The sequence below is a fragment of the Granulicella rosea genome (assembly GCF_900188085.1).
Taxonomy (GTDB): Bacteria; Acidobacteriota; Terriglobia; order Terriglobales; family Acidobacteriaceae; genus Edaphobacter; species Edaphobacter rosea.
Genome location: NZ_FZOU01000001.1, coordinates 790,680 through 804,479 on the forward strand (window position 1 = coordinate 790,680; position 13,800 = coordinate 804,479).

General features: G+C 64.9%; 16 protein-coding genes. 6 read left to right on the top strand and 10 right to left on the bottom strand.

Annotated elements, in window-relative coordinates; all coding sequences use genetic code 11:
• Positions 1 to 1,245, bottom strand: coding sequence for a BamA/TamA family outer membrane protein (locus tag CHB87_RS03535; protein WP_142988192.1), 1,245 nt, complete (start codon positions 1,243 to 1,245; stop codon positions 1 to 3).
• A 27-nt stretch (positions 1,246 to 1,272) separates the two neighbouring features.
• On the bottom strand, positions 1,273 to 2,547 hold the full coding sequence (locus tag CHB87_RS03540) for a POTRA domain-containing protein (RefSeq protein ID WP_089406985.1): 1,275 nt from the start codon (positions 2,545 to 2,547) through the stop codon (positions 1,273 to 1,275).
• 192 nt (positions 2,548 to 2,739) lie between these two features.
• Between CHB87_RS03540 and CHB87_RS03545 the strand changes: the two genes are divergently transcribed.
• On the top strand, positions 2,740 to 3,000 hold the full coding sequence (locus tag CHB87_RS03545) for an AbrB/MazE/SpoVT family DNA-binding domain-containing protein (protein ID WP_089406986.1): 261 nt from the start codon (positions 2,740 to 2,742) through the stop codon (positions 2,998 to 3,000).
• Positions 2,993 to 3,388 (top strand): type II toxin-antitoxin system VapC family toxin, encoded by a 396-nt coding sequence (locus CHB87_RS03550; protein WP_089406987.1) that lies wholly within the window; start codon positions 2,993 to 2,995, stop codon positions 3,386 to 3,388. Before CHB87_RS03545 ends, CHB87_RS03550 begins: the two co-directional genes overlap by 8 nt.
• Before the next feature lie 71 nt (positions 3,389 to 3,459).
• Here CHB87_RS03550 and CHB87_RS03555 read toward each other — a convergent pair whose 3' ends face one another.
• Together CHB87_RS03555 and CHB87_RS03560 are read right to left on the bottom strand one after the other, a co-directional pair.
• Positions 3,460 to 4,467, bottom strand: coding sequence for a tagatose 1,6-diphosphate aldolase (locus tag CHB87_RS03555; protein ID WP_089406988.1), 1,008 nt, complete (start codon positions 4,465 to 4,467; stop codon positions 3,460 to 3,462).
• A gap of 152 nt (positions 4,468 to 4,619) precedes the next feature.
• The gene (locus CHB87_RS03560) at positions 4,620 to 5,147 is read right to left on the bottom strand and encodes an MgtC/SapB family protein (RefSeq protein ID WP_245817791.1); all 528 of its coding nucleotides are present in this window, start codon (positions 5,145 to 5,147) and stop codon (positions 4,620 to 4,622) included.
• A 79-nt stretch (positions 5,148 to 5,226) separates the two neighbouring features.
• Between CHB87_RS03560 and CHB87_RS03565 the strand changes: the two genes are divergently transcribed.
• The 3 genes from CHB87_RS03565 to CHB87_RS03575 all read left to right on the top strand — a co-directional run bounded on the left by CHB87_RS03565 (position 5,227) and on the right by CHB87_RS03575 (position 8,006).
• Entirely contained in the window at positions 5,227 to 6,879 is a 1,653-nt protein-coding gene (locus CHB87_RS03565; RefSeq protein ID WP_089407500.1) for an NAD(P)H-hydrate dehydratase, read from the top strand.
• A 136-nt stretch (positions 6,880 to 7,015) separates the two neighbouring features.
• A complete protein-coding gene (gene tsaE / locus CHB87_RS03570; RefSeq protein WP_089406989.1) occupies positions 7,016 to 7,474 on the top strand; it encodes a tRNA (adenosine(37)-N6)-threonylcarbamoyltransferase complex ATPase subunit type 1 TsaE in 459 nt (152 codons plus the stop codon).
• 145 nt (positions 7,475 to 7,619) lie between these two features.
• Positions 7,620 to 8,006 carry a hypothetical protein gene (locus tag CHB87_RS03575; RefSeq protein WP_142988193.1) on the top strand — a complete coding sequence of 129 codons (387 nt, stop codon included), beginning with the start codon at positions 7,620 to 7,622 and terminating at the stop codon, positions 8,004 to 8,006.
• On the opposite strand, the gene CHB87_RS03580 is transcribed toward CHB87_RS03575, so the two are convergent.
• From CHB87_RS03580 to adh, 6 genes are all read right to left on the bottom strand, one after another.
• Positions 8,007 to 9,281 carry an MFS transporter gene (locus CHB87_RS03580; RefSeq protein WP_089406991.1) on the bottom strand — a complete coding sequence of 425 codons (1,275 nt, stop codon included), beginning with the start codon at positions 9,279 to 9,281 and terminating at the stop codon, positions 8,007 to 8,009.
• Between the two features lie 56 nt (positions 9,282 to 9,337).
• Entirely contained in the window at positions 9,338 to 9,508 is a 171-nt protein-coding gene (locus tag CHB87_RS22145; protein ID WP_176441560.1) for a hypothetical protein, read from the bottom strand.
• A 54-nt stretch (positions 9,509 to 9,562) separates the two neighbouring features.
• The gene (locus tag CHB87_RS03585) at positions 9,563 to 9,757 is read right to left on the bottom strand and encodes a hypothetical protein (protein ID WP_142988194.1); all 195 of its coding nucleotides are present in this window, start codon (positions 9,755 to 9,757) and stop codon (positions 9,563 to 9,565) included.
• Between the two features lie 132 nt (positions 9,758 to 9,889).
• Entirely contained in the window at positions 9,890 to 10,081 is a 192-nt protein-coding gene (locus tag CHB87_RS03590; RefSeq protein WP_089406993.1) for a Thivi_2564 family membrane protein, read from the bottom strand.
• Between the two features lie 84 nt (positions 10,082 to 10,165).
• On the bottom strand, positions 10,166 to 10,537 hold the full coding sequence (locus tag CHB87_RS03595; protein WP_089406994.1) for a DUF779 domain-containing protein: 372 nt from the start codon (positions 10,535 to 10,537) through the stop codon (positions 10,166 to 10,168).
• Positions 10,538 to 10,629: 92 nt separating this feature from the next.
• Positions 10,630 to 12,183 carry an aldehyde dehydrogenase gene (gene adh, locus CHB87_RS03600; RefSeq protein WP_176441561.1) on the bottom strand — a complete coding sequence of 518 codons (1,554 nt, stop codon included), beginning with the start codon at positions 12,181 to 12,183 and terminating at the stop codon, positions 10,630 to 10,632.
• 159 nt (positions 12,184 to 12,342) lie between these two features.
• Between adh and CHB87_RS03605 the strand changes: the two genes are divergently transcribed.
• Positions 12,343 to 13,671 (top strand): glycerate kinase type-2 family protein, encoded by a 1,329-nt coding sequence (locus CHB87_RS03605; protein ID WP_176441562.1) that lies wholly within the window; start codon positions 12,343 to 12,345, stop codon positions 13,669 to 13,671.
• The last annotated feature ends 129 nt before the right edge of the window (positions 13,672 to 13,800 follow it).

Genomic DNA, 13,800 nt, shown 5'->3' on the forward strand with positions numbered 1-13,800 from the left:
CTACCGCCTGGTCACCGTGTAGGTGACGATGACGGTGTGCGCCGCGCGGTTGGGCTCCAGCCGCGCCTTCGAGGTATAGCCCTGAAACAGGGCCGCGTTGCGATCCATAAAGAACTCGGCGTACTCGCCGTCATAGGGTGCGCCGGGCTTCATCTTCCAGCGGCTGTCGAACTCCTTCTGCTGCTGCGGGGTGAAGCCTTCGGTGTGGACGGCTTCGAGGTGGTACTGCTCGCCGGGTTCGGCGGCATACGTGTAGCCGATGGTGTGGGCGGCAGCGTCCTTGTGTTCGGTCAGGGTGACCTTCGCGTCGAGATAGCCGCGCTTTTGAAACTCCCCGTCGACGCGGGCGGTAGTCGAAAGCAGGAGCACGCGCGATGCGGCGCCGCCCGGCTTAATCTGCGCGTCGTTGGCGAAGTCGCCCGCTGGAACGATGGGGCTGGCGGGGAATTCGAAGCGGGTGAGGTGGTATAGTCTGCCCTCGCGCGCGGTGGTGGTCACGTCGGTCAGGATCGCGGCCGGCGTCACGACCGGCGCGCCGTAGGCGACGGGGTCGATGGCGATGTCGAGGAAGCCCAGGTCGCGGTAGGCGTCCGCGAGGCGGCCCTGGATGTAAGGCCCGGAGGAGAGGTCGAAGTCCTTGCCGGCGTAGGTCGCGGCGATCTTCGCGATCTCGGCCTGGGCTGCGGGGGAGACCGCGTCGACCTTCAATGAGCGCATGTGAACGGGCGGGTCGGCGATGGAAAAGGCCATGGTCTCGCCGTGCCGGTCGTGATTCTGGATCGCGTCCACATGGGCGGCGATGCCTTTCTCCTTGAGGATAGCGGTGAGTGCGTCCTGCACGGCCTGCTGCAGATTGCCGACATTCGGCACCTTGCCGGTGAAGAGCGGTACGCGCGCATGGACGAGCGATGTGATCTTGTCCGTGTCCAGCACGATGAAGTTGGTGTAGTTTGCGGGCAGCATCAGCTTGTCGGGCTGCGGCGTCAGGGTGAAGACGAGCGCCGCGTCGCTGACGTTGTAGCGCATGTTCGCGAAGAGGCCGGTGTCGTCAAGCGCCTGCAAGGCCAGTTGGATGTCGGCCTTCGAGACGGGCTTTCCAGCGGTGAGACCGGTGGCCTGCAGCAGATCCTGCGAGCTGTAGGCCGGGGCGCCGGTGAAGGTGATCGTCCTGGGCGTGTAGCTCTGTGCGGCGGCCGCGGCCGGCAGCAGCACGGCGGATAAGACGGCGAGTAGCAAAGTTCTCATGCGCTCTTCTCCCGGGTATCGAAGGCGTTAGTTGTGGAAGAAGGTAACGGTCAGGTCGAGCAGGTGCGTGTCCGGGTCGGCCACCGCGTCGTAGGCCCCGCCGTAGCCCTGAAACGGAGGATTGGCGATGTGCTGCTTGAAAAAGCCGGTGACCGCGGTCTCGCTGTAGACGTCGCCGGAGTGAAGCTGAAACAGGGAGTTGAACTTCGCGGTCAGCTCAGGCGTCAGGCCTTTGACGGTGATGTTGCGCAGCTTGTATACGTCGCCCGGAATGACGGTGACGGTGTAGGCGACCTGGTGGGTGGCGGCGTCTTCGACCGGCGTGGCGTCGACCACGGCGTCCATGTATCCCTTGCCGTGATAGGCGACGGTCACGGGCGCGAGCGAGGCGAAGAGGGCTTTGCCGGAGGCGATGTCGCCGGGCTTCAGCTTCACGGTCTTCGCGAAGTCCTCCGCGCTGACCACCGGCGTTCCGGCGTAGTTGAGCGCGCTGACCTTGTAGGCATCGCCCGCGACGACCGCGGCGGTAATGTCGACCTGCACGTGCTTCTCATCGGCGCCAGGAACGACGGCGCGGGTCAGGTGGTCGAGCCGCGCGTCGATGTAGCCGAGGTCGGAGTAGGGCTGAAGCAGCCGCGCCGCGGATGTGACGCCGGCGAGACCTTCGTTGTAGCGCGTGCCGTTGTTGCGGGTCAACGCGGCGCGGATGGCGGGCACCATCTCGGTCGCCACGCCGGAGAGGTGCGCGCCATGCAGCACGACGGCAGGACTCTCGACCTTGTACTCGACCACGCGCAGCGGGTGGCCGGTCGAGGGTTCGACGATGGCGTGCGAGACGGTGGCGGTCACGCCCTTCGCGGCGAGGATCTCGGTCAGCGCGGCGTCCACGCGCGCCTGCGTCTGCCCGGCCTCCGGCAGCCCGTGCGCGAAGAGCGGCAGCTTGGCGGCCAGCGCGGCGGAAAGCTCCTCCGGCTGCATCCAGACGATGTTTTCAAAGCCCGCACGCATGAGCTTGGTCTGGTCGGTTGGCTTCACCTTGAAGCGGACCTCGACTGCCTTGAACGGCCCGTCGAGCGTGTTCTGCACATCGTCGAAGTAGCCGGTGTCGACGATCCGCTGGGTGACGGTCTTCATGTCGGCCTTCGACAGAGCGGTTCCGGCGGGTAGCGCGGCGATGGCCTGCAGATCGGCCTCCTCATAGGGCGCGGCGCCGATGAAGACGACCTTCTTCACGACATACTGGGCACGGGCAGGAAGTGCGGCAAGGCAGAGCAGGAGCGGCAGAACGCGAAACGGACGCATCGGAATCCTCTGAAGTGAGCGGCGTGCGAAGTGGTATGGATCTGCCGTTGGCGATGGTTCGCGCGGTTGGAACAGGCCCGTTTGTTGGTGATGGGTTCATATTACAACGGGATACACCGCTTGCGAGTCCCTCAGTCTAAGCATGCATGTCAGATGTGCCGCGATGTGGCATGATATGGAAAGAGGTGGACCATGAGCGTAGAAAAGGCGCAAGTGAGCGCGAATGGCAGAATCGTGATACCCGCCACTTATCGGCGGGCGATGGGATTAAAAGGCGGCGAGATATTGACCATGAGTCTTGACGATGAGGGACTGCATATTCAGACCATGCGGCAGGCGCTGCTCAAGTCTCAGGCGATCGTCAGGAAGTATGTGGATCCGAGCCGCAGTCTATCCGATGAGTTGATTGCGGAGCGAAGACTGGAGTTCCAGCGGGAGCAAGAGCGTGGATAGTATTGTGCTGGATGCCTCTGCTGTGCTGGCCATGTTGCAACATGAGCCTGGCGGAGATCGAGTGATGACGTTACTCCAGGACGGGCTAGCTCCGATATGGATTGGCTCGGTCAATTTCTCGGAGGTCGTAGCCAAACTCATCCGCAACGGCGTGGTGTTTTCGCAAGCATCCGCCGCGGTTCAGCCGCTCCTGCAATTTGTCGTCCCCTTCGATAAGGGGCTGGCATTGCGGTCCGCGGAACTGTATCCGGAGACGTCTGCGCTTGGTCTCTCACTCGGTGATCGCGCCTGCATCGCCTTGGCGGAGAGCATGAACGCCGTCGTCTGGACGACGGATCGCGCGTGGAAAAAGCTCCAGCTTGGGGTTCAGGTCGAACTGATTCGCTGAGGGCCGCGAAGTGCGCAACAGAAAAGGCCGTGGCGGATTGCCACGGCCTTCCGCTTTGGAACTGGAAGAGCTTAGCCCAGTTCAGCCAGGCTGTTGACGCCGTACTTCAGATACCAGGGGCTGGCGGCCTTCAGCGCTTCGTTCACGTTGCCGATGTTCTCGACGCCCACGGTCTCGAGCCAGTCGAGGAAGGCCTTTTCGCCGTGCTTGGCGAAGATCGGGATGCCTTCCTTCCACGTCGCGCGGCCGCACAGGACGCCGTTGAACTTCGTGCCGGACTCGGCCGCGAGCTCGAGGGTCTCGATGAAGGTGGGGTTCGACACGCCGGCCGAGAGGTAGATGAACGGCTTGTGCGTCATCGTCTCGGCATCGCGGAAGTGCTGCAGCGCCTCGGCGCGGGTGTAGGCGGCCTCGCCCTTGAACGAGCGCGTGCCGGCGACGTAGCTCATCTCGATCGGCACCTCGACCTTCAGGACGTCGACGTTGTAGCGCTCCTTGCCGAACTCGGCCATGGAGCCCGAGACGATGGACGGCTTCTTCTTCGCGTACGCGAGCGACTTCTCGTCGCCACCCTCGGCGTCGTAGCCGACGAACTCGAGGAAGAACGGGATGTCGTGCGCGATGCACTCATCGCCGATGCGCTCGATCCAGGCGTGCTTCAGGTCGTTGACCGCGGTCTTTTCGAACGGGGTGTAGTAGAGCAGGATCTTGATACAGTCGGCGCCGGCTTCCTTCAGGCGGCGGACGGACCACACATCGAGCAGGTCGGGCAGACGTCCGGGCGTGGCGGCGTCGTAGCCGGTCTTCTCATACGCGAGCAGCAGGCCGGCGGAGTTGCGGTTCTTCGCCGCTTCGAGGCCGAACTCGGGGTCCAGCAGGATGGCCGAGGCGTGGCGCGTGAGGACGTCCGTGACGAGCGTCTTGAAGCGGCCGAGGTCCTCGTGCGTGACGATGCCGCCGCGCTCCTTGGCGAGGGACTTCTGAAGGGAGCCGCGCTGATCCATGGCGGCTGCGGCGACGACGCCGCGGGCGTCCGAGACGGCCTTAAGTCCTGCGAGTTTTCCGGGTGTCAACTTCATGGCTCTCTCGTATCTCCTGATCTTTCGCTTTGCAAGTAGTGAAAATACTCTACTCCGAAATTCTACACAGGCGGAAGACTCTTTAGGGTGACTCGAACGTGCAATAGGGAAAGAGTGTGCCAGTTGAATGAGTTTTCGCCGGACCTTTACCTCTAGTCGTCATGATGGACGGCGGCCGGGTCGACGGGTGGCCGTTTATCGGGATACCGCTGGACCAGCCAGAACGCCAGGCTACGGAAGGGAATCGCCACCACGAAGTAGGCTGCGGTGGTCGCGAGCGCCAGCCAGAGCAGACCCGCTCCGCAGGCCATGCCGACGGCGGTCGCCAGCCAGACGGTGGCGGCGGTGGTCAGGCCGTGGACGCTATCCTGCTTGACAAAGATGACGCCGGCCCCGATGAAGCCGATGCCGGTGACGATCTGCGCCGCGACGCGCGAAGGGTCGAGCTCGATCGTTCCCTGCGAGAGCACGTCGGTGAAGCCGTATTTGGAGATGAGCAGGAAGAGCGCGGCGGAGGTGCCGACCAGCGTGATGGTGCGCAGTCCGGCGCCCTTCTTGCGGATCTCGCGCTCAACTCCGATGCAGGCGGAGAGCAGGAACGCCGAGCCAAGCTCGAAGAACTGCTTGAGGCCTTGCCCGGTTGGCTCGGAGAGACCGGTCGCGATGGAGGGCATCGGCATCTACACATCTTAGTCCCCGGCTGCAGGTGTTTGTGATGGAACGTTTGTGATGGGACGGCGGGTTGACTATGGTGAAGAGATGAAGATTCTGACAGCGGCGGAGATGGGTGCGGCGGACAAACGGTCGGTGGAGGCAGGCGTCCCGATCGGCGAACTGATGGCGTCGGCGGGCGAGGCGGTGGCGCGGTTCTGTCTGCGGCAGTATCCGCTGGCCGCGCGGGTGATGGTGCTGTGCGGCAAGGGCAATAACGGCGGCGATGGATTCGTCGCGGCGCGGGTGCTGGCAGGCGAAGGCGTGGGCGTCCGCGTGCTGCTGCTGGGCGCCGAGGAAGACGTGAAGGGCGAGGCCGCGACTGCGCTGGCCGAGTTGAAGGAAGCCACCTCGGACGAGATCGTCGAGGAGCTCTTCGAGGGCGCCGAAGGTCTGGAGGAGGGTCTGGTCGAGCTCCTGGGCGAGGCCGACCTGCTGTTGGACGCGGTTGTCGGAACGGGGTTCAAGCCGCCGCTGCGTGGGCTGCCGCTGGTGGTTCGTGCGACGTTGGAGGCTGTCTCCGTGCCGGTCGTCGCGGTCGATCTGCCCAGCGGCTGGGATGCCGACTCAATGGCCGAGACCGTCGCGGGCGCCTTCCGCGCGGATGCGGTCGTGACCTTTACCGCGCCCAAGCTGGCGCATGTCTTCGGACACCTGACCTCAGCTATCTTTGGGCCGGTGGTGGTGGCGGAGATCGGCTCGCCGGAAGCGGCGGTCGTCTCGCAGACGAACCTGCACTGGGGCGGCGCGGCGAAGTCGATTGCCGAGAAGCCGCGCGGGATCAACTCGAATAAGGGCAAGTTCGGCCATGTGCTGCTGGTGGGCGGCAGCTACGGCACGTCGGGCGCGCCGTCGATGGCCTCGCTGGCTGCGCTGCGGGCGGGGGCGGGGCTGGTGACGGCGGCGGTGCCGCATTGCATCGTCGAGGCGGTGGGGCGGATTACGCCGGAGCTGATGGTGCGCGGGCTGAAGCAGGCGCCTGCGCCACGCTCGGGCGAGGATTGGGGCGTCGCCTCTCCGCTAAATCTGGCGAATGAGTGCCTGGAGGAGCTGATGAAGGGGATCAAGGTGCTGGCGATCGGGCCGGGGCTTTCGCAGAAGCCGGGAGCGCCGGAGTTCGCGCGGGGCATGGTGCGGAAGACCTCCGTTCCGGTGGTGATCGACGCCGACGCGCTGAACGCCTTCGCGGGGGAGACGGAGCTGTTGAAGGCGGCAGCGGCGGAGGGCCGTCCGGTCGTTCTGACGCCGCACCCCGGCGAGATGGGCCGGCTCGCCGGGCTGACGGTGCCGGAGGTGGAGGCGGATCGCATCGGGCTGGCGCGCAGGTTTGCGACGGAGCACGGCGTCACGCTGGTGCTAAAGGGCTGGCGCACGCTGATCGCGCATCCCGACGGCCGTATCGCGGTGAATACGACGGGCAACCCGGCGATGGCGAAGGGCGGTAGCGGCGACATCCTGACCGGCATCGTCGCGGCGATGGTCGCGCAGTTTCCGGATCGCGTGGCCGAGGCGGTGGAGGCGGCGGTGTATCTGCATGGGCTCGCCGGGGACTTCGCCGCGCAGGCGATGGACGAGCACACGGTGCTGGCGACCGATACGCTCGCGCATCTGAGCGATGCTTTCCGGTACCGCGTGGCGGATGAGGATGGATTTGTGTGGGTAGCCGGGCTGCGGCCGCCGGTGAAGTCAGTGGTCGAGTAAAGAATGCCGGGGCGCCCCATCCTTCCGGCTTTATCGGAAGGGTGGGATGTATACCGTCCAGGCCCGGTCTGTTTACGTCCCACCCTTCGCAAAGACGCGAAGGATGGGGCACCCAAACATTTGGAGTGAGGTAGGAATGGTCGAGTACACGCGGGAGAAGCGGTTCAAGACGCGGTCGGTGAATGGCACGCTGGCGATTGCGGAGACCATCGCCGAGCTGCTGCCTGCGCCGCGGCTGGTCGTGCTGCGCGGCGAACTGGGCGCGGGCAAGACGACGCTGGTCAAAGGCTGGGTGAAGGCGTTGCGCGCGGGCGAGCCGGAGGAGGTCACCAGTCCGACCTTCACGCTGGTGCATGAGTACGACGGCGTGCAGTTCGGCAAGCCGGTGCGGCTCTACCATCTCGATCTCTACCGGCTGGAGACCGAGCGCGACCTGGCATCGCTGCATCTCGAGGAGATGATCGATCAGCCGGACGCGCTGGTGCTCGTCGAATGGGGCGACAAGTTCGCGAGCGTGATCGACCGGGCCGATGCGGAGGTCGCCCTGGCGCCGCTCGAAGGCGATGAGCGCAGCTTTCTGGTGCGGTGGCGGTAAGTGTTCGGGCTACTTCAGCTTTGCGGGCCACAATTTGATGACAGGAAAAGTAGGTTGGAAGCGTACGGCTCCTGGAAGGAAAGAGGTCTAATCTCGTGGAATGACTACGCTTGCGCGAGTTCTGTTGATCGGAAACGATGAAGCCGTGCTCTCCTCTCGAGCGCTGGTGCTGCATCATTTCTGGGCGATCGCGACGGCAAAGGTCTATCCCTTCGACGGCCACATCGTCAGTCATGGCGATGTGCCGCTGCTGACGAGCGACCTGGTCGTGCTCTGCCACACGATTCCAGAGACGATGCGCCAGGACTGGATCGACTCGATCCGGTCGAAGCAACCGGCGTTGCTGATCGTGAAGATGAACGGCTTCGACGCCGGCCCGCATGGCGGCGCGGACGCAACCGTCGCGACAGACAGCGGTCCGGGCGGATTGGTCTCGACCATCTACGAACTGCTGACCGAGCGCGGACTCGTCAGCCGGGACTGGCCGGACCCGGCGTATCTGCTTGGTTCCGTAGCCGGCCCGGTGCATTAGTTACGGTGTGGTCTTGGCGGTCTCCGGCTCGACGGCAGGCGCGGTATTGGCGCTGAGCGTCTCCAGTCTGCGCAGGCCGGGGAAGAGTCCCATCCAGATCAGCGCGACCGCAATGCTGCCGATACCGCCGATGACCGTTGCGGGAACGATGCCGAACCACGACGCCGTCAGGCCGGATTCGAACTCGCCGAGCTGGTTCGACGTGCCGATGAAGAGCGAGTTGACCGCGCTGACGCGGCCGCGCATGGCGTCCGGCGTCTCCAACTGCACGAGCGACGAGCGCACGACGACGCTGACGACATCGGCCGCGCCCAGCACGCTGAGGATCGCCATCGAGAGCCAGATGGAGCGTGAAAAGGCGAACGAGACAGTCGCGAGTCCGAAGACGATGACGGCCAGGAACATGCGCCGGCCGGCCTGTCGCCGGATGGGGTTGTGCGCCAGAAAGATCGACGTGCTGAGCGCTCCGATGGCCGGGGCCAGCCGCAGCAGACCGAGGCCCCACGGGCCGGTATGCAGGATGTCGCGCGCATAGGCGGGCAGCAGCGCCGTCGCGCCGCCCAGCAGCACGGCGAAGAGGTCGAGCGAGATGGCGCCGAGGATGTTCTTGCGCTCGGCGATGTAGCGGATGCCGGAGAAGAGCGAGTCCAGCGTGACCGGCGTGCGCGGCGGCGTCCTGCGGCTGCTGACCAGCGAAAACGACAGCATGGACGCGGTCGCGAAGAGAGCCGCGCACGCCGCATACGGCACAGTCGCACCCAGAGCGTAGAGCAGGCCGCCGAGCGCCGGGCCGACGATCGACGCGGTCTGGTTCGCCGAGGCCGACCATGCGATCGCCGTGGGCAGCATGTTCTCCGGGATCAGTCCGGGCAGCAACGCCTGCGTCGACGGGCCTTCGAACGCACGGCAGGCTCCGATGGCCGCCACCGCGGTGTAGATACCCGCGGGATGGAGCCATCCCAGGTGGCTGCTGAGGGCGAGGACGATCATGGCCGTCGCCTCGGTCGTCTGGCAGATGGTGTTGATGTTCTTGCGGTTGAAGCGGTCCGCCGTCTGCCCCGTGACGAGCGTGAGCAGCAGCATGGGCAGGAACTGCGCCAGACCCGCCATGCCGAGCGCGAAGGTGCTGTGCGTCAAGGCATAGAGCTGCCAGCCCACTGCAACTGCCGTCATCTGGAACGCGACGGTCGAGCAGATGCGCGCGAACCAGAAGCGCGCGTAGGAGCCCTGGCTGAAGATGGAGCGGGCGGTGATTGGCGCGGGGGAATCGGACATGCTTACTTTTAGATGCTTTCGTTGCTCCAGCGGTTCGGTATCGTCGCCTCGGCTCGTTAGACGCTCGCCACAGCCCGGCTGCGCCTGCGTTGAAGGCGCATCTGCCGGAACCGGTCGATGGGGGCGTCCAGGTATCGAGCGGTGAGGAAGGCGACCGCGATCGAGAGCGCGAGAATGGCGATCGTCTGGACAGGGAGTTGCGTGTGATGGGCGAGAGCGTGGCCCACCAGCACAATCGCAAGAGGGTGGAAGAGGAAAGAACCAGTAGACGCTGAAGATTCTCAGCAGCCGGTTCGAGTAAAGAGCCTGAGATCGCCGGGCTTGTTATATTTTCGGTCGAGAATCATCGCGATGAAGAAGCCGGAGATGATGTAGAAGCACTGAACGGAGGTCTCGCCTCCGGTTGCGCGATATGAGACGCCTGGAATATGAGCCAGAATTACGGCGATCGCGAGCAGCAGGCGCAAAGTTCCCATGGGTCTCCAGGGCGGGAGTGGTCTGTCTCTGGAGCCGGAACCGGCACGGCGCACTCCCGCCTACCGCATCCAGCGTATCGCACTGCGGCAGGCGGTGACGGGAGTTTCGACGCCGGGGCGTTGTCGCGTAGTCTACCGGCCGATGTGAATGTTGTTCAGTGAACCGAGCACGCCGAAGAGCTGCAGCAGCCAGATGACGACCGCGATCACAACCACGCCGTTCAGGATGGACTTGATGCTCGAGGCCATGGGGATGTAGCGGTTGACGAGGCCGAGCAGGACTCCGACGACGATGAGAATGATGACGATCTGAAGCAGAGGCATGCGGGCGTCCTTGGCTTGTAATTTTTATTCGGGCCTGTGGTGTGAGACGCGTCCGTGATGTCTCCGGTTGGACGGGAGGCGGAACTATATCAGGTTCGCCATGCGAAGCTCGTCGATCTCCACATCGGTGAAGACGCGCGACCGGATCAGAAAACGTACGCCCTCGCCGTTTTCGAGCGAGAACATGCCGCCCCGGCCGGGGACGACGTCCAGCAGAAGCTGCGTGTGCTTCCAGTATTCGAACTGCGACTCGCTCATGTAGAAGTTTGCGCCGTGGGCCGTGCCGAGGAAGTGGTCGCTGTCGCCCAGCATGAACTCGCCCAGCGGATAGCACATCGGCGAGGAGCCATCGCAGCAGCCGCCGGACTGATGGAACATGACCGGCCCATGCAGCAGGCGAAGGTGATCGATGAGGAGATTCGCTTCGGGGGTGGTGAGAACCTGTGCGGGCGTCATGGGCTTGACCTCCAGAGAGTACCCCCACGATCGGCGCGAAGAGACCGCGCCGATCGCGGGGCACCCGGTTTGTGCCTCGGTTTGCCTTTCGTTTAGAAGAAGCCGAGCTTGTTCGGGCTATAGCTGATGAGCTGGTTCTTCGTCTGCTGGTAGTGGTCGAGCATCATCTTGTGGTTCTCGCGTCCGATGCCGGACTGCTTGTAACCTCCAAACGCCGCGTGCGCCGGATAGAGGTGGTAGCAGTTGGTCCATACGCGCCCGGCCTGGATGCCGCGACCGAAGCGGTAGGCGCGGTTGATGTCCCGCGTCCACACGCCCGAGCCGAGGCCGTAGAGCGTGTCGTTGGCGATCTCCATGGCCTGCGCCTCGTCCTTGAAGGTCGTTACCGAAACGACCGGTCCGAAGATCTCCTCCTGGAAGATGCGCATCTTGTTGTGTCCTTCGAAGACGGTCGGTTCAACGTAATAGCCTCCTGCGAAGTCGGGGCCGATATCCGATCGCTGGCCGCCGGTCAGCACCTTCGCGCCCTCCTGCCGGCCGATGTCGAGGTAGCTGAGGATCTTCTCCAACTGCTCCGAGCTGGCCTGGGCGCCGATCATCGTGTCGCGGTCGAGCGGGTTGCCGCGCTTGATCGCCTGCACCCGTTTGACGGCTCGCTCCATGAATCTGTCATAGATCGACTCCTGGATGAGCGCGCGCGACGGGCAGGTGCAGACCTCGCCCTGGTTGAGCGCGAACATGGTGAAGCCCTCGAGCGCCTTGTCGAAGAAGGCGTCGTCCTCGTTCATCACATCGGCGAAGAAGATGTTCGGACTCTTGCCGCCCAGCTCCAGCGTCACCGGGATGATGTTGTGCGAGGCGTACTGCATGATGAGGCGGCCGGTCGTGGTCTCACCGGTGAAGGCGACCTTGTTCACGCGATTGCTGCTGGCGAGCGGCTTGCCGGCCTCCAGACCGAAGCCGTTGACGACGTTCAGCACGCCCGGCGGCAGAAGATCGCCGATCAGCTCCAGCAGAACGAGGATGGACAACGGAGTCTGCTCGGCCGGCTTCAGCACGACGCAGTTGCCGGCGGCGAGCGCGGGCGCCAGCTTCCAGGTCGCCATCAGCAGCGGGAAGTTCCACGGAATGATCATCGCGACGACGCCCAGCGGCTCGTGGAAGTGGTAGGCGATGGTCTCGTGGTCGATCTCGGAGATGCCGCCTTCCTGCGCGCGAATGCAGCCGGCGAAGTAGCGGAAGTGGTCGACGCAGAGCGGCAGGTCGGCGGCCAGCGTCTCGCGGATCGGCTTGCCGTTATCCCAGGTCTCGACCGTGGCGAGGTATTCGAGGTTGTCCTCGATGCGCTGCGCGATCTGCTCCAGAATGCGCGCGCGGACGGTGGTGCTGGTCTTGCCCCAGGCGTTCTTGGCCGCGTGCGCGGCGTCGATGGCGTGACTGACATCGGTGGCGGTCGAGCGGGGAATGAGGCACAGCACCTCGCCGGTGACCGGCGTGACGTTCTCGAAGTACTGGCCGGCGGTCGGCTCGACGAACTGCCCGCCGATGTAGTTGCCGTAGAAGTTCTTGAGGTTCACAGGCATCCCGTAGCTCCTGGGCGAGATGCGGCTGTGGACGGCGGTCGGATGTGGAAGGGTGGTAGCCATCGTGCGTACTCTTTCTGCCTGATCGGGTTTCTACTCGACCGAGGCTGCCAAATTTTGGGCGGAGCCGGTAGGGGCTGGGCCTGGCGGACGAAAGACTACACCCGCCGGGGTACGACCGTCGAGATCGTTCCCGTACGATTGTGCGTGAGGGCTTTCCGCATGAACGACACACGCGCCGTCCGACGTTCCGCCATCCTCGAGATCCACGCCCGCACGATGGCGCGGCTCGACGTGCGTCGCGTGATGGAGATGAACATCCGCCGCCGGGGCCGGCTTCTGGAGGCGTGGGATTCGACCTTCGACCTGGGCGCCTATGACCGGGTTCTGGCGCTGGCGGTCGGGAAGGCGGCGGCGCCGATGGCCGAGGGATTGCTTCAAGCGCTCGATTGCGTGGAGGGCGTGGATGCGCTGGTGATCGCGCCGGAGATACCCGCATCGCAGAGGCCGGGCGTCGAGTATCTGAAGTCCTCGCACCCCATTCCGGACGCGAGCGCGCGCACGGCGGCTCTGCGGGCGATCGAGAGGCTGCGCGGCTGCGATGCGCGTACGCTCGTCTTCTTCCTCGTCAGCGGTGGGTCGTCGGCGATGCTGGAGCTGCCGCTCCCTGCGGGCTTCACCGATGCTGATGTCGCGGACTTCAACCGCGTGCTGGTGCACTCCGGCCTGCCGATCCGCGAGATGAACATCCTGCGCAAGCATCTTTCGGCGGTGAAGGGTGGCCGGTTGGCCGTGCTTGCGGGCAAGGCGGCGAAGTGTACGCTGGTCGTCTCGGACGTGCCCTCGGGCATGGAGGATATGGTGGGCTCCGGGCCGACGCTGCCCGACTCCAGCACCGTCGCCGACTGCCAGGCGATTCTCGCCGCGAACCCGCTACCCTTCGCGCCGAGGGTCGCTGCCTGGTTTGCCGATCCCGCGCTTCCGGAGACGCCCAAGGCCGGCCACCCTGCCTTCCGCAACGCCACACTCCAGACCGTGCTTTCGAGCGACGAGATGTGCGCCTTCGCGGCGGAGATCGCCGTCGGCCTGGGCTACCACGTCGTCATCGACAACACCTGCGACGAGCAGCCCTTCGACCAGGCGGCGGAGCATCTGCTGGCGCGCCTCGCCGGGCTGAGGCTCGAGCATGCGAAGGTCTGCCTGCTGAGCGCGGGCGAGATCGCCGTGCCTGTCTCGGGCACGCCCGGCCGCGGAGGCCGCAACCAGCACTTTGTCCTCGAATGCGCGCGCCGCATCGCCGCCGCGGACGAGCGCGTGACCGTGCTCAGCGCCGGATCCGACGGCATCGACGGCCACAGCCCGGCGGCCGCCGCCGTCGCGGATGAGTCCTCTGCCGCTCGTGCGTCCGCCGCCGGTTTCAACGTCGAGGCGGCGCTTGCGGGCTTCGACAGCTATCCGCTCTTCGCCGCTCTGGGCGATGCCGTCGTCACCGGACCGTCGGGCAACAACGTGCGCGACCTGCGGATTCTGCTGTCGGTGAACGAACAATGATTCATGAGCTGTGAGCCTGAGATCTGTCAGCTTACAGCTCTCGAAGACGTCTTTTCCTGCGCGCTCCAGTGAAAGATCGATTGACTTCTCCGCGCACTCCTGCTCTACTTTGCATTGTAAAGTGGCTCT

Coding starts and splice junctions, on each gene's coding strand:
- CHB87_RS03535 (WP_142988192.1), bottom strand. CDS start 1,245: ATGAGAACTTTGCTACTCGCCGTCTTATCCGCCGTGCTGCTGCCGGCC.
- CHB87_RS03540 (WP_089406985.1), bottom strand. CDS start 2,547: ATGCGTCCGTTTCGCGTTCTGCCGCTCCTGCTCTGCCTTGCCGCACTT.
- CHB87_RS03545 (WP_089406986.1), top strand. CDS start 2,740: ATGAGCGTAGAAAAGGCGCAAGTGAGCGCGAATGGCAGAATCGTGATA.
- CHB87_RS03555 (WP_089406988.1), bottom strand. CDS start 4,467: ATGAAGTTGACACCCGGAAAACTCGCAGGACTTAAGGCCGTCTCGGAC.
- CHB87_RS03560 (WP_245817791.1), bottom strand. CDS start 5,147: ATGCCGATGCCCTCCATCGCGACCGGTCTCTCCGAGCCAACCGGGCAA.
- CHB87_RS03565 (WP_089407500.1), top strand. CDS start 5,227: ATGAAGATTCTGACAGCGGCGGAGATGGGTGCGGCGGACAAACGGTCG.
- tsaE (WP_089406989.1), top strand. CDS start 7,016: ATGGTCGAGTACACGCGGGAGAAGCGGTTCAAGACGCGGTCGGTGAAT.
- CHB87_RS03580 (WP_089406991.1), bottom strand. CDS start 9,281: ATGTCCGATTCCCCCGCGCCAATCACCGCCCGCTCCATCTTCAGCCAG.
- CHB87_RS03585 (WP_142988194.1), bottom strand. CDS start 9,757: ATGGGAACTTTGCGCCTGCTGCTCGCGATCGCCGTAATTCTGGCTCAT.
- CHB87_RS03590 (WP_089406993.1), bottom strand. CDS start 10,081: ATGCCTCTGCTTCAGATCGTCATCATTCTCATCGTCGTCGGAGTCCTG.
- CHB87_RS03595 (WP_089406994.1), bottom strand. CDS start 10,537: ATGACGCCCGCACAGGTTCTCACCACCCCCGAAGCGAATCTCCTCATC.
- adh (WP_176441561.1), bottom strand. CDS start 12,183: ATGGCTACCACCCTTCCACATCCGACCGCCGTCCACAGCCGCATCTCG.
- CHB87_RS03605 (WP_176441562.1), top strand. CDS start 12,343: ATGAACGACACACGCGCCGTCCGACGTTCCGCCATCCTCGAGATCCAC.